The 21,175-nt window shown below is 73.4% G+C and carries 16 protein-coding genes and 1 pseudogene; 8 read left to right on the top strand and 9 right to left on the bottom strand.

Annotated features, from left to right (window positions below; genetic code table 11):
* Nucleotides 1-289: 289 nt before the first annotated feature.
* Entirely contained in the window at nucleotides 290-1,786 is a 1,497-nt protein-coding gene (locus ACF3NS_RS03730) for an NAD-dependent succinate-semialdehyde dehydrogenase (RefSeq protein WP_154592199.1), read from the bottom strand.
* Between the two features lie 196 nt (nucleotides 1,787-1,982).
* On the opposite strand from ACF3NS_RS03730, the gene ACF3NS_RS03725 reads away from it, so the two are divergent.
* Nucleotides 1,983-2,150 carry a hypothetical protein gene (locus ACF3NS_RS03725; RefSeq protein WP_154592198.1) on the top strand — a complete coding sequence of 56 codons (168 nt, stop codon included), beginning with the start codon at nucleotides 1,983-1,985 and terminating at the stop codon, nucleotides 2,148-2,150.
* Nucleotides 2,151-2,458: 308 nt separating this feature from the next.
* Here the strand turns inward: ACF3NS_RS03725 and ACF3NS_RS03720 are convergent, their stop codons facing one another.
* Nucleotides 2,459-3,832 (bottom strand): dicarboxylate/amino acid:cation symporter, encoded by a 1,374-nt coding sequence (locus tag ACF3NS_RS03720; RefSeq protein WP_392467880.1) that lies wholly within the window; start codon nucleotides 3,830-3,832, stop codon nucleotides 2,459-2,461.
* 189 nt (nucleotides 3,833-4,021) lie between these two features.
* On the opposite strand from ACF3NS_RS03720, the gene ACF3NS_RS03715 reads away from it, so the two are divergent.
* Both ACF3NS_RS03715 and ACF3NS_RS03710 read left to right on the top strand, forming a co-directional pair.
* The gene (locus ACF3NS_RS03715; protein ID WP_392467879.1) at nucleotides 4,022-5,338 is read left to right on the top strand and encodes a DUF2786 domain-containing protein; all 1,317 of its coding nucleotides are present in this window, start codon (nucleotides 4,022-4,024) and stop codon (nucleotides 5,336-5,338) included.
* 98 nt (nucleotides 5,339-5,436) lie between these two features.
* A complete protein-coding gene (locus ACF3NS_RS03710; protein WP_392467877.1) occupies nucleotides 5,437-7,215 on the top strand; it encodes a phytoene desaturase family protein in 1,779 nt (592 codons plus the stop codon).
* An 83-nt stretch (nucleotides 7,216-7,298) separates the two neighbouring features.
* Here ACF3NS_RS03710 and ACF3NS_RS03705 read toward each other — a convergent pair whose 3' ends face one another.
* From ACF3NS_RS03705 to ACF3NS_RS03675, 7 genes are all read right to left on the bottom strand, one after another.
* Nucleotides 7,299-7,751: an SRPBCC family protein gene (locus ACF3NS_RS03705; protein WP_154592194.1), complete on the bottom strand. Its 453-nt coding sequence runs from the start codon at nucleotides 7,749-7,751 to the stop codon at nucleotides 7,299-7,301.
* Between the two features lie 142 nt (nucleotides 7,752-7,893).
* Nucleotides 7,894-8,550, bottom strand: a complete 657-nt coding sequence (locus ACF3NS_RS03700; protein ID WP_392467875.1) for a TenA family protein — start codon at nucleotides 8,548-8,550, stop codon at nucleotides 7,894-7,896.
* Between the two features lie 144 nt (nucleotides 8,551-8,694).
* A complete protein-coding gene (locus tag ACF3NS_RS03695; RefSeq protein ID WP_154592192.1) occupies nucleotides 8,695-9,702 on the bottom strand; it encodes an NADP-dependent oxidoreductase in 1,008 nt (335 codons plus the stop codon).
* On the bottom strand, nucleotides 9,702-10,124 hold the full coding sequence (locus ACF3NS_RS03690) for an organic hydroperoxide resistance protein (protein WP_154592191.1): 423 nt from the start codon (nucleotides 10,122-10,124) through the stop codon (nucleotides 9,702-9,704). The genes ACF3NS_RS03695 and ACF3NS_RS03690 overlap by 1 nt, the downstream gene beginning before the upstream one ends.
* The gene (locus ACF3NS_RS03685) at nucleotides 10,121-10,576 is read right to left on the bottom strand and encodes a MarR family winged helix-turn-helix transcriptional regulator (RefSeq protein ID WP_154592256.1); all 456 of its coding nucleotides are present in this window, start codon (nucleotides 10,574-10,576) and stop codon (nucleotides 10,121-10,123) included. Before ACF3NS_RS03685 ends, ACF3NS_RS03690 begins: the two co-directional genes overlap by 4 nt.
* A gap of 248 nt (nucleotides 10,577-10,824) precedes the next feature.
* Nucleotides 10,825-13,110 (bottom strand): glucose PTS transporter subunit IIA, encoded by a 2,286-nt coding sequence (locus ACF3NS_RS03680; RefSeq protein ID WP_392467872.1) that lies wholly within the window; start codon nucleotides 13,108-13,110, stop codon nucleotides 10,825-10,827.
* A 134-nt stretch (nucleotides 13,111-13,244) separates the two neighbouring features.
* On the bottom strand, nucleotides 13,245-14,522 hold the full coding sequence (locus ACF3NS_RS03675) for an oligosaccharide flippase family protein (protein WP_288798958.1): 1,278 nt from the start codon (nucleotides 14,520-14,522) through the stop codon (nucleotides 13,245-13,247).
* A gap of 77 nt (nucleotides 14,523-14,599) precedes the next feature.
* On the opposite strand from ACF3NS_RS03675, the gene ACF3NS_RS03670 reads away from it, so the two are divergent.
* The 5 genes and pseudogenes from ACF3NS_RS03670 to ACF3NS_RS03650 form a co-directional block, all read left to right on the top strand.
* Entirely contained in the window at nucleotides 14,600-16,243 is a 1,644-nt protein-coding gene (locus tag ACF3NS_RS03670) for a hypothetical protein (protein WP_288798960.1), read from the top strand.
* A 167-nt stretch (nucleotides 16,244-16,410) separates the two neighbouring features.
* Nucleotides 16,411-16,596 carry a hypothetical protein gene (locus ACF3NS_RS03665; RefSeq protein WP_154592187.1) on the top strand — a complete coding sequence of 62 codons (186 nt, stop codon included), beginning with the start codon at nucleotides 16,411-16,413 and terminating at the stop codon, nucleotides 16,594-16,596.
* A gap of 51 nt (nucleotides 16,597-16,647) precedes the next feature.
* Nucleotides 16,648-17,832: a glycosyltransferase family 4 protein gene (locus ACF3NS_RS03660; RefSeq protein WP_392467870.1), complete on the top strand. Its 1,185-nt coding sequence runs from the start codon at nucleotides 16,648-16,650 to the stop codon at nucleotides 17,830-17,832.
* Nucleotides 17,829-18,632 carry a class I SAM-dependent methyltransferase gene (locus ACF3NS_RS03655; RefSeq protein WP_154592186.1) on the top strand — a complete coding sequence of 268 codons (804 nt, stop codon included), beginning with the start codon at nucleotides 17,829-17,831 and terminating at the stop codon, nucleotides 18,630-18,632. Before ACF3NS_RS03660 ends, ACF3NS_RS03655 begins: the two co-directional genes overlap by 4 nt.
* Nucleotides 18,629-20,737: pseudogene (locus tag ACF3NS_RS03650) on the top strand (alpha-(1->3)-arabinofuranosyltransferase family protein); the annotation flags it as partial. The gene ACF3NS_RS03655 and the pseudogene ACF3NS_RS03650, both read left to right, overlap by 4 nt.
* Nucleotides 20,738-21,175: the final 438 nt, after the last annotated feature.

Raw genomic sequence — 21,175 nt, 5'->3', positions numbered from 1 at the left:
ACTTTCCAGACCCTACCCTCCCCACCGAACGAGGGGGTCGTAGGCAAATCAAGCCGAACCCGGGGGCTAGCTAGCCGGAGGAAATGAGTCGCGCCCAACTTGCCCTCGGAGGGCACGTGCGCAGCTGCGGGGTGGAGAAGAACCACGCGTTGTCGCCGGTCAGGTAGAACAGGTTGGCGGGTCGGTGACCACGCGTGCGGCCAGCCCCTGGTGCGCCATACGGGCTCGGACCGCAGCGAGCCGATCCGTGGACTCCTCGGGGGTGGAGGTCATCGTCCCGCGCTCCTCGTCAGGTCCGGGGGGCGGCGAGGTACTTGACCTCGAGGAACTCCTCTATACCGAGCTTGCCGCCCTCGCGCCCCAGCCCCGACGCCTTGACGCCGCCGAAGGGCGCGGCGGGGTTGGACACGAGACCGGTGTTGAGGCCGACCATCCCGGTCTCGATGGCCTCACCGAGGCGGAAAGCCCGCTCTAGGCTCTCGGTGTAGACGTAGCCCATGAGCCCCCACGGGGTGGCGTTGGCGAGCTCGACCACCTCGTCGTCGGTGTCGTAGGGGATGAGCGGGGCAACGGGGCCGAAGATCTCCTGCTCCATGAGCGCCGAGCCGGGGTCGACGCCGGTGAGGACCGTCGGCGGGTAGAAGTAGCCGGCACCCTTGGGACGGTCGCCGCCGCACCGTACCTCGGCGCCGCGGTCCACGGCGTCGGTCACGAGCTTCACCACCTTGTCGAGGGCCTTGGGCTCGATGAGCGGACCCACCTGCACGCCCTCGGCCAGGCCGTCGCCGACCGACAGGGCGCCCATGCGCTCGGCCAGCTTGTCCGCGAGCGCGTCGTGCACGGAGCGGTGGACGAAGATCCGGTTGGCGGCCGTGCAGGCCTCACCCATGTTGCGCATCTTGGCGATCATCAGGCCGTCGACGGCCTTGTCGAGGTCGGCGTCCTCGCACACGATGAACGGCGCGTTGCCGCCGAGCTCCATCGAGGAGCGCATGACGTGCTGCGACGCCTGCTCGAGGAGCTTCACGCCGACGGCGGTCGAGCCGGTGAACGAGACCTTGCGGGCCAGACCGCTGCTCATCCACGGCTCGACGACCGAGCCGGCGTCGGAGGAGCACACGACGTTGAGGACCCCGGCGGGCAGGCCCGCCTCGACCAGGATGTCGACCAGGGCGAAGCTCGACAACGGCGTCAGGTGGGCAGGCTTGAAGACCATCGTGCAGCCGGCCGCGATGGCGGGGCCGATCTTGCGGGTGGCCATGGCGAGCGGGAAGTTCCACGGCGTGACCAGCACGCACGGGCCGATCGGCTGGCGGGACACGAAGATCCGGGTCAAGCCGTCGCCGGAGAGCATCATGTCTCCGCCGATGCGGACCGCCTCCTCCGAGAACCACCGCAAGAACTCCGCGGCGTAGGCGACCTCGCCCTTGGCCTCGGCGACGGGCTTGCCCATCTCGCTGGTCATGACCAGCGCCAGGTCGTCCTGCCGCTCCATGATGAGGTCGTAGGCGCGGCGCAGGATCTCGCTGCGCTCCCGCGGGGCGGTGCGACCCCAGTCGCGCTGGGCCGCGGCGGCCGCCTCGATGGCGCGGCGGGCGTCCTCGGGACCCCCGTCGGCGATGGTCGCGATGACCTGCTCGGTGGCGGGGTTGACGACGTCGTGGGTCTTGCCGGACGCCGCGTCGCACCACTCACCGTCGATGAACAGGCCGGTGGGGACGTCGGCGACCACCTCCTGCGCCCGCTGGGACTCGGCGTCGGACGCGGTGACGAGCTGCACGGTCATCGGGGACCTCCTGGAGGGTGTCGTGCTCGGTGGTCGATCTGATCAGCGGTCGCTGCCCGCGGCCCCGGTGACCTCCTCGACGGAGGCCCGGAACCTGTCCAGCCCGAGATCGGTCTCCTCCATGGAGACGACGAGCGCGGGCATGACCCGGACCACGTTACCGAGCGGACCGCATGCACGTGAGGGTGAGCCGGCGGTGACGACTCGCGGCCTGCTGGACGGCCACGGCGGTCGCCGTGTCCGGGCGGCCGCCGGGCGTCGCGATCTCGACGCCCGGCATGGGCCCGAGGCCGCCGCGCACGTCACCGGCGAGCCGCTGGTCAACGTGGTCGACACCCGCACCGGCTTTCCCTGCCGGGGGTAAGGGCATCAGCCGGGCTTCGTCCCCCAGGCTGATGATCCCGCCGGGGGTAAGGGCATCAGCCGGGCTTCGTCCCCCAGGCTGATGATCCCGCCGGGGGCAGGGGCATCAGCCGGCCCTCGTCCGCCGTGCGGCGGACCCGCCTCACCCTCCCCCACCCGTCTCACCCCGCAGCACGAGACCAGCCCGCCACTGCGAACCCCCCATCCCACCGCAGACCCGCGCGAGCGCCCGGCCCCCGGATGGGGTGGGCGCTCGCCGTACGGACTGTCAGTGCTGATGAGCCGCCGGACCGTTGCCCGGTTGCGCCGTCAGGCGTGGGCCAGCGCGGGCCGCGAGTCCATCGAGATGGGCTCGGCCCGGGCGAACTCGTCCTCGTCGAGGATGCCCTCGCGTCGCGCGACGATGATCTGCACGAGCACCTGGCCCGCGACGTTGACCGCCGTGCGCCCCATGTCGAGGATCGGGTCGATCGCGAGCAGGAGCCCGACGCCGGCGAGGGGCAGGCCCAGCGTGGACAGGGTGAGGGTCAGCATCACGATCGCGCCGGTCAGGCCGGCGGTCGCGGCCGAGCCGATGACCGACACCACGACGATGAGCAGGTAGTCCAGCGGGCCGAGGTCGACGCCGAAGAACTGCGCCACGAAGATCGCGGCGATCGCGGGGTAGATCGCGGCGCAGCCGTCCATCTTGGTCGTGGCCGCCAGAGGTGAGGCGAAGGCGGCATACTCGCGCGGCACACCCAGGGACTCGGTCACGCGCTGGGTGACGGGCAGGGTCCCGAGGGACGACCGGGAGACGAAGGCGAGCTGGATGGCCGGCCAGGCGCCGCGGAAGTAGCTGCGCGGGGAGAGGCCGTGGGCCAGGAGCAGCGCGGGGTAGAGCACGAGCAGCACGATCAGCAGCCCGGCGTAGATCGCGAGCGCGAAGGTGCCGAGCTGGGTCAGCGAGGACCAGCCGTAGGTCGCGATCGCGCGGCCGATGAGGCCGACGGTGCCGATCGGGGCGAGCAGGATGACCCCCCACAGTACCTTCTGCACGATGGCGAGCGCGGAGGCGTTGAAGGCCAGGAACGGCTCGGCGGCCTTGCCGACCTTGAGCGCGGCGATGCCCACGACGAGCGCGATGACGACCAGCTGGAGCGCCTTGAAGCTCACGCTGGTGTCGACCGAGGTGAGGGCGCCGCCGGGGCCGGTGACGGGGTGGGAGCTCACCGACAGGCCCAGGAAGTTGCCGGGGACCAGCTGGTCGATGAAGTCGAGCCAGCCGCCCTGCGTGCTCGGCGCCTTGGCGGAGCTCTGGCTCACGCTCGTGTGGCGACCCGGCTGGACGATCAGGCCGAGGACGATGCCGATGATCGCCGAGACCAGCGCCGTGATGCCGAACCACACGAGGGTCTTGCCGGCCAGGCGGGCCGCGTTGGCGACACCGCGCAGGTTGGCGATCGAGGCGATGATGGCGGTGATGATCAGCGGCGGGACCAGTGCCTTGAGGAGGGTGACGAAGGTCGACCCGATCGTGTCGAGCACGACGGTCAGCCAGTTGTCGTCGCCGCCGGCGGTCGGGCCCGTGGTGAGGGCCACCCAACCGAGGACGAGGCCCAGGACGAGGGCGATCAGGATCTGGATGCTGAAGGACGGGAGGCGACGACGCCTTGTGGGCGTGGCGCTCGCGGTCGTGGACATAGGGACCTTCTCCGGCGGGGGTGGGGCGGACGAGGATAACGTCAGCACCAATCAGTCATAACATCAGATTATTCCCCGGGGTGGTGGGAGAGGGTATGTCGGACCCCCGTGGTTGAGTGGGTGCTGTCAGGACTGGGGGCGACGAGCTGGACCGGTGAATGGTCCTGAGGTGTTCTGAGAGGTGTCACGGTGAGCAGGCAGCAACGAGCAGGGTCGTCCACGCGACCCGACAAGGACGAGGTGGCCGCGCGGGCGGACGACCTGGCGCTGGACGGGGTCAGGGCGCTGATGGGCGGGTCCGTCTGGGCCCTCGACGACGCCGTCGTCGACCTGGTGACGCTCGCACACGCGACCGGCGGCCGGGCGGTGGTCGAGCAGACGCTGACCACTCGGCTGAGGCTGGCGCTCGACGAGCGCTGGCGCACCGGCTGGCAGCCCATGGACCTGCACCACCTGGTGGGCCGGTCCGCCCGGCACGTGCGGGCCGAGCCCGAGACGGTCACCCGCGTCGTCGAGCTGCTGGGCGACGTGATGGCCGCGGACCTGGCCGCCTACCCACGGGCGAGGGTCGAGCAGCGCTGGCACGACCAGCTCGAGCTCGCCGAGGCCTCCGTCTGGTGGTCGACCACGGACTCCTGCCTGACCGCCCGGGTCGGGCAGTGGGGCAGCGAGGCGATCGGCTACGAGGTGGCACTGCGGCTCGAGCATGTCCTGCGGTCGCTGCCCGCCATGCAGCAGCTCGGCGCCAGGCCGGGCGAGGCGACGTCCCGGTCCGCGTCGACACCGGTCGACGTGGACGACAAGGTCCTGGCGCGCGTGCGGCAGCTGCTGGCCAAGGCCGAGTCGACCCCCTACGAGGCGGAGGCCGAGACCTTCACCGCCGGGGCCCAGGCCCTCATGGCCCGGCACAGCATCGACCACGCGGTCCTGGCGGCGAGCGCCCCGGCCGGCGGGGACGAGCGACCGGACGGGCGGCGGCTGTGGATGGAGACGCCGTACGTGCGGGAGAAGGTCATGCTCCTCGGGGCGGTCGCCGACGCCAACCGGTCGAGGAGCGTGTGGGCCAAGGAGGACGGCTACGTGACGCTGCTCGGGTTCCCCCACGACCTGGACGCCGTCGAGACCCTCTACACCTCGCTGCTCGTCCAGGCGACCCGCGCGATGCACGCCGAGGGCAAGCGGCTCGACTGGCGCGGCGGATCCCGGACGCGCAGCTTCCGCCAGTCCTTCCTCGCCGCCTTCGGCGCCCGCATCGGCGAGCGGCTGGCTGAGGTGACCGCCGCCGAGACCGCCCAGGCCGCCGAGGAGATGTCCGCCGCGGGAGGTCGCGAGCTGGTGCCGGTGCTCCAGGAGCGCACCGAGGCGGTCGAGTCGTATGTCGAGGAGCTCTTCCCCCGGGTGCGTCACGTGTCCATGTCGCTCGGGCGCGATCGTGAGGGCTGGGACCGCGGCCGCCGGGCCGCCGACCAGGCGTCCCTGCAGTGGGGGCGAGCCGTGGGCAGCTGACGGCTGTCGGGGCAGATCCGGCAGAGCAGGCCCCTTCGCGCGGCAGCGCGAAGGGTCGGGCGGGTGTCGAGCAGGGTCGGGCGGGGCATGGGTGAACCATGGCCACCACTGACGCAAGCAGGCGCAGCTCCGGGACCGGGATCGCAGCGGACATCCGCGAGACCGACTCGACGGGCACCCGCACGACCCGCGCGCCGGGCAGCCGTGGGATCCGGGCGGCGGGCACCCGTGCGACCGGCGAGCGCGCCGAGGTCGTGGACGCCGTCATCGTCGGTGGCGGCCACCACGGCCTCGTGGCCGCCGCCACCCTCGCCGACGCAGGCTGGGACGTGCTGCTGCTCGAGGCGCGCGACACCCTCGGCGGCGCCGTGTCGTCCCGCGACGTCGACGGATGGGTCCTCGACGAGTTCAGCGCCTGCCACCCCCTGGGCGCGGCGTCGCCGGTGCTGCGCGAGCTCGACCTCACCGCCCACGGCCTGCAGTGGGCGCACGCCGAGCGTCCGGTCGTGCACGTGGCGTCCGGCGATGACGCCCAGGGCTCGACCATGGAGGGTGACGCCGAGGCGACGGCCGCGCTGCTGGACGCCGACCATCCCGGCGACGGAGACACCTGGCTGCGCCTGGTGCGACAGTGGGACGCCATACGTGAGCCCCTGCTGGCCAGCCTGCTGACCAGGTGGCCACCGGTCAGGTCCGTGGGGCCGCTGCTGGCCCGCATCGGGGCCACGCAGGTGCCGGACTTCGTGCGGTTCGCGCTGCTGCCCGTCGACCGGATGGGGGCCGAGCTGTTCAACGGCGCGCGTGGGGGGCAGATCCTCAGCGGCAACGCGATGCACGCCGACATCCCGCCAGAGGCACCTGGCAGCGGGCTGTTCGGCTGGATCATGTCGATGCTCGCGCAGGACGTGGGTTTCCCCTCGCCGCGCGGGGGGACGCAACGGCTGGCCGACGCGCTCGCCTCTCGGGCCCGAGCCGCCGGCGCGCGCCTCGAGACCGGTCAGCAGGTGGCGCGGATCGCCGTGGCCGGTGGGCGCGCGCACGGCGTCGAGACCGTCGACGGCCGGCGCATCCGGGCGCGTCGCGCCGTCATCGCCGACACGAGCGCGCCCGACCTCTACGACCGGCTGCTGCCCACCTCGGCCGTCCCGGCCGGGCTGCGGGCCCGCCTCGACCGGTTCGAGTGGGACCTGCCGACGCTCAAGCTCAACTACCGCCTGTCCGCACCGATGCCGTGGGTGGCCGAGCGCGCCCACGGCGCGGCCGTCGTGCACGCCGGCCAGGACAGGCAGGGCCTCGTCCGGTGGAGCGCCGACCTCGGGTCTGGGCAGGTGCCTTCGCGGCCGTTCGCCCTGGTCGGCCAGATGACCACGATCGACCCGTCGCGCTCGCCCGAGGGCACCGAAGCGCTGTGGCTCTACACCCACCTGCCGCGGGGTATCACCGACGCCGCCTCGGCCGACCGCCTGACGGACGCGTGCGAGGACATGCTCGACGACCTGGCCCCGGGGTGGCGCGAGCACCTCGTCGACCGGTGGGACCAACGTCCCCAGGACCTGCACGCCGCCAACGCCAACCTGGGCAGCGGGGCAGTTGGTGGCGGCACGATGCAGCTCTTCCAGCAGGCGATCTGGCGGCCCGTCACGGGACTCGGGGGACCGCGCACGCACGTCGAGGGTCTTTACCTCGGCAGTGCCGCCACCCACCCGGGGGGCGGGGTGCACGGCGGCTGCGGCTACCTCGCCGCGCGGGCCGCCCTCCAGGACTCCCGCTGGTGGGGCCGCCCGGTCCGCAGCCTCTCCCTCGCCGCGCTGCACCGCCTCTACGCCGACCTACCGGGGGTAGGGGCATCAGCCGGGCTTCGTCCCCAAGGTCGATGATCCCGCCGGGGGTAGGGGCATCAGCCGGGCTTCGTCCCCCAGGTCGATGATCCCGCCCCCGGTCGGTACGCATCAGGTGCGCGTCAGTGGCGACCAGGACCGGTCCGTCGCTCGGCCAGGAGGGTCAGGCGCAGCAGCGCCTCGTGGTTGCGGCGAGCGATGCCGGCCTGCCGGACCGGGCGCGGCACGAACCGTCCAGGCCCCTGCGACGCGTCCTCCCGCATGCTGATCAGCGTGCCGCCGTCCTGCGGCTCGAGGGTGATCTCGACCGTGGCCACCCCCATCACCGGACGAGCCTTGGCGAGCAGCACGATCCGACGCCCGACCTCGCACTCGCGCACCTCGGTCTCGTCGTCCAGCAGCGCGGGCCAGGAGCCGACCGAGTGGTGCAGGCGTGCGCCGACAGCGGGCCAGTCGGCCGACACCGCGCGCATCCGCGAGGCGCCCACCACCCAGCAGGGATAGGTCCACCCGTCGGCGAGCACCGCCCAGACCTGGTCGGGGGTGGCGGTGGTGCGGCGCTGCTCGGTGTGCATGGATCCTCCTGACCGGGCGGGCCCGGAGAGCGAGTGGACTTGTCCCGTCCAGCATGACCGAGACGCCGACCTAATCGCGCCTTGCCAGCCCCTCGTCCAGATCCCGGGCGGTCCCGGGCGGATCAGTGTCGGAGCAGCGGGCTCACTGGCCGTATGCCGCGTCGAAGAACGCCCGCTCGCACGCCACCGACCGCATGAACGCCCGCTCGGCGGCGTCCTTGTCGTGGGGGTCGGCGGGTTCGTTGGCGTCGAGCTCGGCCTGCAGCCACTCCACCCACGCGCGGAAGTCCGGACCGCGGTGCAGGTCGACCCACCCGACGTGCTCGGGGCGGGTCGCGGCCATGCCCTCGCGGTCGGGGCGCTCGGCCCAGTCGAGGTAGAGCCACTCGGCGACGAGCAGCACGGCGAGGACCTGGGCGTAGGACCGGGATTCGATCGCGTCACGCATCACCTGGTCGAAGGACCGCGTGGCCGCCGTCAGCGCCGGGTCGACCCGATCGGCCTCCGGGACCCCGAGCGCGTCGAACGAGTCGACGAAGTAGGTGTCCTCGTCGCTCGCGAACATGCCTAGCTGCCGGGCGAACCGCAGCCGCGAGGGCAGCCCGGGCGCTGACGCGCAGGCCTGCCCCAGCAGCGCGGTGAAGGCGTCGCAGAACTGGTAGTCCTGCACCAGGTAGTGGGCGAGCACGTCGTCGTCGACCGTCCCCGCGAGCAGCTCGTCGACGAACCGGTGGCCGGTCGAGGCCGTCCAGTCGCGGTCGGTGGCGTGACGCAGTCGCTGGCTCCAGGTGTGGGTCATGCATTGACCGTATGTCGTGCCCGCCCGCCAGGACACCCGCCACGCCTCCGCCTCCGCCTCCGCCCCAACGATCGTGGGGTTTCGTCCAAGGATGTTGGACGAGACCCCACGATCCTGCAGGGGCGAGAGGGCGAGGCAGTGGGGTCAGAGCGTGACGACCATCTTGCCGGTGTTGGCCCCACGCATCAGGTCGATGAACGCTTGCGGGGCCGCGTCCAGCCCCTCGCGCCGCGTCTCGTCGACGCTGATCTCGCCCGCCGCGATCCACTCCGTCATACGGCCTCGGAACTCCTCGGCCAGGTGGGAGTAGGACCCGGCGATGAACCCGCGCAGGGTGAGCTGCTTGCCGATGGCCAGAGCGAGGTTGCGCGGGGCCGGAGTGGGCTCCGTCGAGTTGTACTGCGCGATGGCGCCGCACATGGCGACCCGTCCCTGCACGTTGAGGCGTCCGATGGCGGCCTCGAGGTGCTCCCCACCGACGTTGTCGAAGTACACGTCGATGCCGTCGGGGGCCGCCTCGCGCAGCCGGTCGGCGACCGGGCCGTCGTGGTAGTCGAAGGCGGCGTCGAAGCCCAGGTCGAGCAGCCGCCGGACCTTGTCGGGCGAGCCGGCGCTGCCGACGACCCGGGACGCCCCCATCAGCCGCGCGATCTGCCCGACGAGCGAGCCCACGGCACCGGCCGCGCCGGACACGAACACCGCGTCGCCCTCACGGAGCTCGGCGACGGCGGTCAGTCCGGCATACGCCGTCAGACCGGGCATGCCGAGGACCCCGAGGTATGCCGTCTCGGACACGCGCGAGGTGTCGATCGCCGTCACCCGGTCGGCGGGCAGGATCGCGTGCTCGCGCCAGCCGAGGCCGTGCAGGACGCGCGCCCCGACGGGCACGCTGTCGCTGCGGGAGGCGACGACCTCGCCGACCGCGGCGCCGTCGAGCGGCTGGTCGAGCTGGAACGGCGGGACGTAGGACTTCACGTCGTTCATGCGGCCGCGCATGTAGGGGTCGACGGACATGGCGGTGTTGCGCACGAGCACCTGTCCGTCGGCGAGCTCGGGCAGGTCGACGGTCTCGAGGCGGAAGTCGTCGCCGGTCGGCCACCCCTGCGGGCGGGAGGCGAGGACGACCTGACGGGTCGTGGTCGGGGTCGTCATCAGTCCTCCACCACGGTGACGGTGACGTCGATGTTGCCGCGGGTCGCGTTGGAGTAGGGGCAGACCTGGTGGGCCTGGTCCGCGAGCTGCTGCGCCTGCTCGTGGGGCAGGGCCGGTATGACGACCTCCAGGGTCACCTCGAGCCCGAAGCCCCCCTCGTCGCGCTGACCGATGCCGACCTGCGCGCCGACGCTGGACTCCCCGAGGTCGGCCTTGGCCTCGCGGGCGACCAGTTGCAGGGCGGAGTGGAAGCACGCGGCGTAGCCGGCGGCGAACAGCAGCTCGGGGTTGGCGCCCTGGCCGGAGCCGCCCATCTCGGTGGGGACGGCGAGGTCGAGGTCGAGGCGGCCGTCCTTGGTGAGGACGTGGCCGTTGCGGCCGGCGCCGGTGGCGAGGGCCTCGGCGGTGTAGATCGCGTTCATGGGGTGTTCCCTTCGGTCGGGTCGTGCGGGGTGGGTGGGCGGCAGAACCGCTGCGCGAGGCTGCGCAGCATCTCGGCCTCCAGCGGGGTCAGGTGGAGAGAGTCGTGGAGCTGGCGGCGCAGCCCGGCCCCCTCGGCCTCGAGGGCGCGACCCTGCTCGGTGAGGTGGATCGTGACGCGTCGCTCGTCGCGAATGTCACGGCGCCGCTCGACGTGGCCGGCGGCCTCCAGGCGGCGCAGCACGGGCGAGAGGGTGCCGCTGTCGAGCCGCAGCCGCTCGCCGAGCGCGGAGACGCCGGCGCCGTCGCTCTCCCAGAGCGCGAGCAGCGTGACGTACTGCGTGTAGGTCAGCCCGAGACGGGTCAGGCCCTCGCGGTAGGCGCCGGTCGCCGCGCGCGACGCGCTGTAGAGGGCGAAGCAGAGCTGCTGCTCCAGCACCAGGTCCTCCTCCATGACGCTCACCCTGCCACGATGATCGGTTGCGCGCAACTCAGTTGTGCACAATCCATCGGGATGCCCGACCGAGCCGGTGGCCGTCCAAGCAGACGCCGGTATGCCGGAGGCCCGGCGCCATGCCCTTTGCGGGGATGGCGCCGGGCCTCTCGGCATACGGCCGGACGAACCCCGGCTGATGCCCCTAGCGGGGGCGGGATCATCAGCCTGGGGGACGAAGGCCGGTCGATGCCCCTACCCCCGGTAGGTCAGGCGGGGGTGACGCGGATGATCGGCGTGCCCTTGGCGACCTCGCCGGACACGTCGAGCGGCTCGACCGGGCCGGTCGCGAACGAGTTGGTCACGAGGACGGGCGTGATCAGCGAGTAGCCCGCCTCCTCGATCACGGACCGGTCGAAGGTCACGAGGGGCTCGCCCTCGGCGACCTTGTCGCCGGCCTTGACGTGCACGTCGAAGCCCTTGCCGTCCAGGTTGACCGTGTCGATGCCCACGTGGATCAGCAGCTCGACGCCACCGTCCACGGCGAGGCCGAAGGCGTGGCCCGTCGACTGCGCGACCACGACGGTCCCGGAGGCCGGCGCGCAGATCGTGTCCTCGCGGGGATCGATCCCGACGCCCGGACCGACCAGGCCGGCGCTGAACACCTTGTCCGGCACCTCGGCGAGCGGCACGACGACACCGGCGCACGGGGCACCGACCTCGACGGCCCCAGCACCCGGCCGGTCGGCAGCAGAGCCGGCAGCAGCACCGGCCGCGGCGACACCGGTCGCAGCCGCACCGGCCCCGGCCGTCCCGGCACCCGCGGTGTCGCTGACGACGCTCGCACCGCCCGCCGCAGCCTCGGGTCGGGAGTGCCCGGCGGGAGCCTCGGGAGCCCTGCCGGTCGTCGGGGCATCGCCCGCGGGCGCACCAGCAGCACCAGCACCACCAGCAGCGGCACCGGCCACGGCACCGGCGTGCGCCATGCGGTCGTCCGTGGACAGGGTGACGTTCTCGTTGTCGACCGGGTCCTGCTCGGGGATCGCCGTGTCCGTGGCGGCGGCGTTGGCGGCGAGCGCCTCAGCCTTCTGCTCGGGGGTGCGGTAGTCCGTGAAGACGATGAGCAGCATGGAGACGAGGAAGGACGCCGCGACCGCCGCTGCGTAGAGCGGGATGTTGTCGAAGGCCGGGATCGTCAGCAGCGAGGTGAAGACGAAGGCGCTGGTCTTGAGGCCGCCGCCGAAGCCGATGATCAGACCGCCGACGAGGCAGCCGACGAGCATCCGCGGATAGATGCGCTTGAACCGCAGGTGGATGCCGTAGAGCGAGGGCTCGGAGATGCCACCGAGCAGACCGGCCGCGAGGGCACCGGTCGCCGTCTGCCGCATGGCCACGTCCTTGTCCCGGATCGCGTGGAAGAGGACGCCGGCGGTGGCGCCGAAGCACGCGAAGTTCCAGGCACCCATGGGGCCCTGGATGAAGTCGTAGCCCAGGGTCTGGATGTTGAGCAGCATGATCGCGTTGATCGGCCAGTGCAGGCCCAGCGGCACCATGAAGGGGTAGGCCAGGGGGATGACGATGGCGAAGATGAACGGGCTGAAGTCGTTGACGGACTTGAGGAGGCTGCCGAGGCCGGCGCCGACGTAGACGCCGATGGGGCCGATGAGGAAGGCCGTGAGCGGGATCATCACGAACATCGCGAGGAACGGCACGAAGATCAGGTGCAGGTTGGCCGGGATGATGCGCTTGAGCACGCGATACAGCGGCCCGAGCACGGCGGCCATGAGCAGCGGCGGGAAGACCGTGGAGCCGTAGTTGAAGATCGTCAGCGGCAGGCCGAAGACGTCGAAGATCTTGACCTCCGACCCGGCGACCGTGGCGGTGCGGGCGGCGTCACCGAGCGCGGTGAAGCCGGGCAGCATGAGCACGCCCATGATGGCGAAGCCCACCCAGGGGTCGGCGCCGAGCTTCTTGGAGGCGTTGTAGGCGACCATCAGCGGCAGGAAGGTGAACACGCCCTGCCACAGCAGGTTGATGAACGCCCAGCCGCCCTCGAGCTTGACGCGCGGGTCGGCCCAGTTGCCGATGACGCCGAGCGTCGACATCAGAGCCATGAAGGTGATGAACAGCGAGGCGCCGAGCAGCGCGCCGAGGATCGGGCGGAAGGAGTCGGAGAGGAACTCGAAGAAGTTGTCGAGCCAGGCCCGCCCGCCGCGAGGGCCGCCGGCGCGCAGCTCGGCCTTGAGCTCCTCGTCGGACTTCGCGCCCGACCCGCTTGAGCCCGCGCCGGCCGAGCCGGAGCCGGACGCCATCTCGGGCAGCGCCATGATGTCGTTGTAGACGTTCTGGACCGCGCCGCCGATGACGACCTGGTAGCGGTCGCCGGACTGCGGGACGGCGCCCATGACGCCGGGGATCTTTTCCACCCGCGCGGTATCGACGCCGGAGGCGTCCTTGAGCTGGAAGCGCAGCCGGGTCGCGCAGTGCGTGAGGCTGGTGATGTTGGAGGGGCCGCCGACGCTCGAGACGATGTCGCTGGCAGGGCTTGATGCCATGAGGTACTTCTTTCGTGGGGAGCCGCACGGGCGCGTCAAGTATTCCCTCCCGGGAGCGGGTCCGCTGACCGAGACCTCATGGTGCGCACACTCATCCCGTATGCCGGGCGCCCGCCGTCTCACTTCGGCTGCCGTCATGCGCGGCGGGCGACCACCGCCCCGGCCACCACGAGGAGCCCGAGCACGCAGGCGAGCACGGTCGTGACGACGGCGGCGACGCCCCCGTGCCACAGCGCGACCGCCGCGATCGTGACGGCCACCGCCACCCACACCAGGACCCCCACCCCGTGCCGGTGGGCGGCGAGGTCGGCGTACACGAGCACCTGGACGAGGGCGAGGGCGACGCCGAGGGCGGTGAACACCCAGGCCTGGTGGCCGAGCTCGCCGACGTAGGCCGGCCCGCCGACGACGGAGGTGAGCAGGTCGCCCGCGACCGCCGCGACCAGCACCCCCAACACGCCGACCCCGGCCGTGAGGCCGACGGCGGCCCGGACCGCGGCGGCGCGCTCGGCGGGGCGGGCCATGCGCGGGTAGTACATGGTGGCGATGAACTGCGGCCCCCAGAAGGCGACCTTCTCGAAGAGCGCGCCCATCGTGTAGACCCCCGAGCCGTCCCGGGAGAGTTGGTGACGAGCCAGGATGAGGTCCAGGCTCGACAGGACCAGCAGGCCCGCCGTGGGCATCGACCCGACGAGCCCGGCCCGGGCCCGCGCGAGCCCGTCGGTCCACCACCCGGCGTCGCCGCGGGGCGGACGACCGCGGGCCGCGAGCGCCCCGGCGACGACGGCGACCACCACCCAGCCCACGGCATACCACCCGATCACCCCGAGCACCCCCTGCCCGAGGACCGAGGCGGCGACGGCAGCGGCGATCTTGGCGACGCCCACGAGCAGCGCCGAGAGCCCGAGGGCGGCGAACCGCTCGGTCCCCTGCAGCACCCCCAGGGCCGCAAAGGCCACCGTCATGGGCACCGCGGACAGAGCGAGCACGACGAGCGGCGCGGTCGCCAGGTGCAGCAGCGGGGCGAGGACGGGCGCGGCGGCGGCGAGCACCAGCGCGGGGACGCCACCGACCAGCAGGGCGCCGACCAGCAGCCCGGCCGGCACGCGCACCATCGACTTCGGCTCCGGCTCCGGCTCCGGCTCCGACGAGGCGACCGCGCGCGCCGTCACGAGCTGCAGCCCGAGGCCCGGCACGGTGAGGATCGTCGAGAGGTTGATCAGCGAGCCGACCGCGCCGAGGTCGTCGGGGGTCATGGACCGTCCGAGCACCACGAAGAACGCGTAGCCCAGCAGCGCTCCGACGAAGGTGCCGGCGAACAGAAGTCCCCCCGACGACAGCGCCGACGAGACCTGTGCGAGCGCTCGGGCCACGACCGGTCGCGCGGCGGCGTCCGGGTCGGTGCGGCTCATGCTCGCTCCTTGGAGGCGGAGATCCTGGGGCTAGGCGAATGCCCGGGGCAGGGTCGTCAGCGTGCCATAGTGCCAGCATGCGACGCCGCGACGTGTGGCCGGGATCTCCCGGACGGGCCGCGCTCACCGGGTGCGCCGTCGCCGTCCTGCTCGCCCTGACGTGGACCTGGCCTGCCCTGGGCCGTGGTCAGCTGCTCTACCGCGACTTCGTGCAGGTCCCCGATCCTGTGCTCGGCCCGTCCGTGCTCGGGACCGACGGCCGGGCGCCGCGCGCCGTCCCGCTCGACGCGGTCACGGCCCTGCTCGCGCCGGTGGTCCCGTCGGGGGTCCAGCAGCAGGTCATGCTCCTGGCCTCCCTCGCGCTCGCGGGCTGCGGCCTGGCCGTGCTCCTGCGTCGACGGGGGGCTGCGGCCTGCGTGGTCGCTGCCGCCGTGGCGGTCTGGAGCCCGTATGCCGCGCAGCGGCTTCTCGTCGGGCAGCCGCCCACGCTGCTGGGGTGGGCCATGGTGCCGTGGCTGGTTGTCGCGGTGCGCCGGGACGGGTCGCCGCGGCGACGCGTCCTCGCGGTGCTGGTCGCCGCGTTGCCGGCCGCGCTGACGCCGTTCGGGGGGCTGCTGGCGCTGGGGGTAGTGGTGGTGACCGCCCTGGCGACGAGGCACCGACCCGGGCGACGGCGCCGGGAGCCGGTGGTGCTGGGGGCGCTGGGTGTGGTCTGGTGCCTGCCCTGGGTGGTCGCAGGGCTGCGCGGGGCGACCGCGGCCGGCGAGACGTCGGGGGCCCGGGCGTTCGCGGTGCGGGCGGACGGGGTGCAGGGGGTGCTCGACGTGCTGGGGGGCGGGGGGATCTGGGCGCCCGCCGCAGCGCTCGCCTCGCGAGCGCACGCCCCGGCCCTGGTGGCCTCCACCCTCCTCGTGCTCGCCGCGGCCACCGTGCTCGTCCTGGCCCCCTCGGCCCCCTCGGCCCCCTCGGACAGCATGCGGGTCTCGCCCAAGGATGGTGGACCTCACCCTCACGATCTGCGGGTGCTGGGGGCCGCGCTCGTGCTCCCCACCGTCGTCGCCCTCGCCCTCGCGTCCGGCCCGGGCCTCGCGCTGTGGGCCCCGGCCCAGCACGTCCCCGGCCTGGGGATCCTCCGCGACACCCACCGCCTCCTCGGGCTGACCGTGCTCGCCACGGCCGTGCTCCTCGGTCTGGGGGTGCAGGCCCTGCGCCGCCGCCTCGGCCCCGTCGGGGCGCTCGGCGCCACCGCGACGGTGCTGGCCGTCGCCGTCCTCGGCGCCCCGGACGCCCCGGCCCGCATCCACCAGGCCTATCGGCCCACGAGCTTCCCCCCGGGCTGGTCGGCGGCGGTCGCGGTCGTCGGCGACCGGACCACACTGGTCCTGCCGTGGCAGCCGTTCCGCCGTCAGGCCTGGGTCGGGGGCCAGCCCTTCCTGGACCCCCTGCCGCTCGCGCTGCGTGGTCGTGTGGTCGCGTCCCGCAACCTCACGGTCCCCCGTGACGGCGGCACGGTGGTGGTGGGGTCCGACGACACCACCGCGCTGCGGGCCTGGGCGCGAGGGGACCTCGCCGCGCTCCGGGATGCCGGGGTCGAGGCCGTCGTGACCTGGGCGGACACCCCCGGCGAGGCCCTGGCGCCCCCACCCGGGGCGCGCCGCGTCGAGACGTCCGGACCGCTGCGCGTCTGGCTCGTGGACGAGCCCCCGACGGTCCGTCACTGAGACCGCCATCAGGGCGATATGTGGATAAAGTGACGCAGACCACAGGACAGGCTCCCTGGCGGCACGTACCCTTACCGACCAGTAGTACTGATCAGTAGTCCCGGATCGCAACGGCGCCATCCCAGCGCGGGCCCCGCCTCCCGCCTCCTGAAGATCGAGGTCTGACCATGCCTTCCCTCAGTGGCCGCACCGCCGCCGTCCTCATCGCCGCCCTGTCCTGCCTGCTCGGCCTCGGAGCCTCCGCCCTCGCGGTCAACGCCGTGAGCTCCGCCGCCCCCGACGACGCCAAGGCCGCGACCTCCGGCCCCGCCGCCGAGGTCGCCCCGGCCGAGATCATCGGTTACGGCGGCTGACGGCTCCTCGCCGTCCGCAGCCCACCCCGTCCGACGCCTGCGCCCACCGCCGTGCGTATCGCCTTCCTCAGCTGGCGCGACCTCACCCACCCCGAGGGTGGCGGGGCCGAGCGCTACGCCCAGAACGTCTGCAGCGGGCTCGCCGCCCGCGGCCACGACATCACCCTGCTGTGCGCCGCCCACGGCGACGCCCCCGAGCAGGAGCACCTCGACGGCTATCGCATCCTCCGCCAGGGGGGACGCGCCTCCGTCTATCCCGCGACCGTCCGTCGCCTGCGCGAGCTCGAGCGCACCGAGGGCCACTTCGACGTCGTCGTCGACATCCAGAACGGCCTCCCCTTCGGCTCCCGCCTCGGGACGCTGTCACCGGTGGTCGTCCTCGTCCATCACGTGCACAAGGAGCAGTGGCCGGTCGTCTTCAACCGCGCCGTCGCCTCCGTCGGGTGGTTCCTGGAGTCACGCGTCTCGCCCTGGCTCTACCGCGGGTGCCAGTACGTCACCGTCTCGGGTCGCACCCGTGAGGAGCTCGTCGAGCTCGGCGTCGACGCGGGCGACATCTCCGTGATCCACAACGGCACCGACATCCCGTGGACGACCCGGCAGTCGCGCACGGATCACCCCAGCCTCGTGGTCCTGGGTCGGCTCGTCCCGCACAAGCGCGTGGAGCTGGCCATCGACACCGCGCAGCGGCTGCGTCACAGGTTCCCCGGCCTGCGGCTGCGGGTCGTCGGCGACGGCTGGTGGCGTGACCGGATCGAGGAGCACGCCCGTGCGGTCGGGGCCGACGACATCGTCGACGTCCTCGGCTTCGTCGACGAGGTCACCAAGCACCACGAGCTGTCCTCGGCCTGGGTGTCGCTCGCCCCGAGCCTCAAGGAGGGGTGGGGGCTCAACGTCATCGAGGCCGCCATCCACGGGGCCCCCACGGTGGCCTTCCACGACGCGGGCGGCCTGTCCGAGTCGGTGGTGGACGGGCACACCGGCACGCTGGCGCACGACCTCGACGAGTTCGTCGAGGCCACGGCCGAGATCCTCGGCGACCGACACCTGCGCCACCAGATGGATCTCGCCGCCAGGGCGCATGCCCGCCGCTTCTCGTGGGGGGCGACCGTCGACAGCTGGGAGCGCACCCTCGCCCGGGCCGCCGCGCACCGGCCGGCCGTCGCCGAGATCGACCAGGTCGTCACCGCGCCCGAGCCGGTCGGGCACCGCTCCGGCCGGCGCGCGAGCGCATGACCGCGGACCAGCAGCAGCGCGCACCCGTGCCGGACCACCCCGGCGCGGGGCGTGCGCTGCCGCCCCTGGCCCGGGTCGGCTCGCTCGCCCGATCGGTGCAGCTGTTCCGCGCGTTCACCGTGGAGCAGACCGACCCGGCCTACTTCTACGGCCTGCTCGCCCTGGACTCGGTCCGCGAGGCGAGCCGCTGGTGCGAGCTCGACGGTGCCACCATGGTCGACGTGGGTGGCGGGCCTGGCTACTTCGCGGACGCCTTCATGGCGGCCGGGGCCCGCTATGCCGGGATCGACCCCGACGCGGGGGAGCTCGAGCGCCGCGGGACGGTCGCCTCCAACACCCTGCGCGCCTCGGGCCTGTCGCTGCCGATCGCCGACGACGCCGTGGACCTCACCTACTCCAGCAACGTCCTCGAGCACGTGCCCGACCCCGAGGCGATGGCGGAGGAGATGGTCCGCATCACCCGGCGCGGCGGCACGGTCGTCCTCTCCTGGACGCCGTGGCTGTCGCCCTGGGGCGGCCACGAGACGGCCCCCTGGCACTACCTCGGCGGGCGGCGCGCGGCGGACCGCTACGCCGACCGGCACGGACACCGCCCCAAGAACGACTTCGGGCGCTCGCTCTATGCCTGCTCCATCGCCCGCATGCTCACCTGGCTCGCCGACGCGGAACGGGCCGGCCGGGTGCAGCGGGTCGAGATCCTGCCTCGTTACCACCCGGCCTGGGCCCGGTGGTTGATCCACGTGCCGGGCGTCCGCGAGATCGTCTCGTGGAACGCCGTGCTGGTCCTGCGCGTTCGATGACCTCGGCTCCCCCCGCTCCCCGGACCGATCGGCCCCACCGGGCCGATCGGTCCGATCGTGCGGGACGGGCCGAGCAGCACGTATGGCGGGTGCGGCTGTTCACGGCGTGCCTGCTGCTCACGGCCGCGAGCTTCCTGCAGGGCGGGGGCCGTGTCGTCCCGGACACCAAGCTCGACCTGACCCTCTCTCCGGCGGCCTTCCTCGGCCGGGCGCTGCACGTGTGGGACGCGGGCCACCTCGGGCAGCTGCAGAACCAGGCCTACGGCTACCTGTTCCCCATGGGCCCCTTCCACCTCGTGCTGCGGCTGCTGCAGGTGCCCGAGTGGGTCACACAGCGGTTGTGGTGGTCGCTGGTGCTGTGCACCGCCTTCCTCGGCTTCTGGCGGCTCGCGCGGGCGGTCGGGGTGGGCGGGCCGTGGACGCGCTACCTCGGCGCGCTGCTGTTCGCGCTGTCGCCGCGGTTCCTCGCCGAGATCGCGGTGACCTCGATCGAGGTATGGCCCATGGCGGTGGCGCCGTGGGTGCTGCTCCCGCTCGTCGACCCGGCCCCCCAGCGCACCCGCCGCCGGATCCTGCGCTCGGCCCTCGCCTTCGGCTGCATCGGCGGGGTCAATGCCATCGCGACCGGCGCGGCGCTCGTCCTGCCCACGCTGTGGTGGCTGACCCGCGAGCGCCCGGCCCGGGCCGTGCGGGGGCTGATCGCCTGGCTGGGGGCCTGCGTGCTCGCCGGTCTGTGGTGGATCGGCCCGCTCGTGGTCCTCGGGCGCTACAGCCCGCCCTTCCTCGACTGGATCGAGAACGCCGCCGCCACGACCAGCACCGCGAGCCCCTACACGGCGCTGCAGGGGACGACGCACTGGCTGTCCTACCTGCGCGTGGCGGACGGCCCGACCTGGCCGGCGGGCTGGGTGACGGTGACCGTGCCGGTCCTCGTCGTGACGACGACCGTGCCGGCGATCATCGGGCTCGTCGGTCTCACCCTGCGCGGGATGCCGGACCGGTCCTTCTGGCGTCTGGGGGCCGTCGTCGGCCTGGTGCTGCTGGTCGCCGGCTTCGGCGGTCCCGCCCACGGGCCCTTCGCCGGCGACGTGCGGGCCCTGCTGGACGGCTCCCTGGCGCCCTTCCGCAACATCCACAAGTTCGAGCTGGTCCTGCGGATCCCGTTGATGCTGGGTCTGGTCCACGCCGTCCATGCCGTCGGCGCCGTCCATGCCATGGGCGCGCCGACCCCCCGCGAGCGCAGCGCCGACGACCCCCGACCGACCAGGTGGGTCCCGCGCGAGCTGGTCGCCGCCGTCACCGGCGTGCTCGTCGTCGCCGCGGCCGCCCCCGCCGTGGCCGCGATGCTGCCGCGCGCCGGCGCCTACGAGCAGGTGGCGGACTACTGGCGGGAGGTCGCCGGGTGGCTCGACGACCAGCCGGGCCCCGGCACGGTGCTGGTCGTGCCGGCCGCCCCCGCCGCCGAGCTCACCTGGGGCTCGCCCCGCGACGAGCCGCTCCAGGCGCTCATGCGGCGCCCCTTCGCCGTGCGGGACGCCGTGCCCCTGGGGTCGGCCGGCTCCACCCGCTACCTCGACGAGGTCGAGCGCCACCTGCGCACCGGGGTCGGCGGCACCGGCCTGCGCGGCTCGCTGCGCGACGCGGGCATCCGCTACCTCGTCGTCCGCAACGACCTGCGGGTGTCCGCCCGCCGGGCCCCCGGGCTCGCGGTGCACCAGGCGCTCACGGACGCCGGCATCGCTCGCGTACGCTCCTTCGGCCCGCCCGCCGGCAGCGCCTTCGAGACCGCCGACACCACGGTCGACGAGCGCACCCTGCTGCCCTACCCGAGCCTCGAGGTCTATGACGTGGGGGACGTCGCCGACGCCCGGCTCGTCCCGGTGTCCGCCCTGCGGCAGCTCACCGGTGGGCCGGAGGACCTGCCCTCGCTGGGCCGGGTCCTGCCGGCCGGTGTCGCGGTGCTGGGGTCCGACCGGGCGGCCCTGCCCGCCTCGCCCGCGCTGCCCGAGATCCTCACCGACGGCAACCAGCGCCGCGAGACCATCTTTGGCCGGGCCTCCGACAACCGGTCGCCCGTGCTGCGCGCCGACGACCCGGGCACGACGGGCCGCCGCGTGCAGGACTACGTGGTGGACCCCACCGCTCGTCAGGTCACGCTCCGGTGGGAGGGCATCGCGGGTGCCTACGCCTCCAGCTCCGGGTCCGACGCCGGCTCCTTCGTCCGCACGTCCAGCGGTGACGGCCCCGCCGCGGCCCTCGACGGCGACCCCACCACGCGCTGGACCTCCGGCCGCTACCAGCAGGCCGTGGGCGAGTGGTTCGAGGTGCGTCTCGACGGCCCGCGCGACCTGACGGGGACCACGCTCACGCTCGCCTCGCCGTGGCCGGGCAGCGCACCCCCCGTCGCCGTCGACGTCACCACCGACGCCGGGACCGTGCCGATGTCGATCAGCGCGGACCAGGCGGCCGGGGCCACGGTCGCCGTCCCCCTCCCCGCGGGTCCCACGACGCGTCTGCGGCTGACCCTGCGCGGCGTCGGCGTC

It is taken from the genome of Arsenicicoccus cauae (assembly GCF_043162025.1).
Lineage (GTDB): Bacteria > Actinomycetota > Actinomycetes > Actinomycetales > Dermatophilaceae > Arsenicicoccus > Arsenicicoccus cauae.
This window is presented reverse-complemented; position numbering and strand designations above follow the sequence as displayed.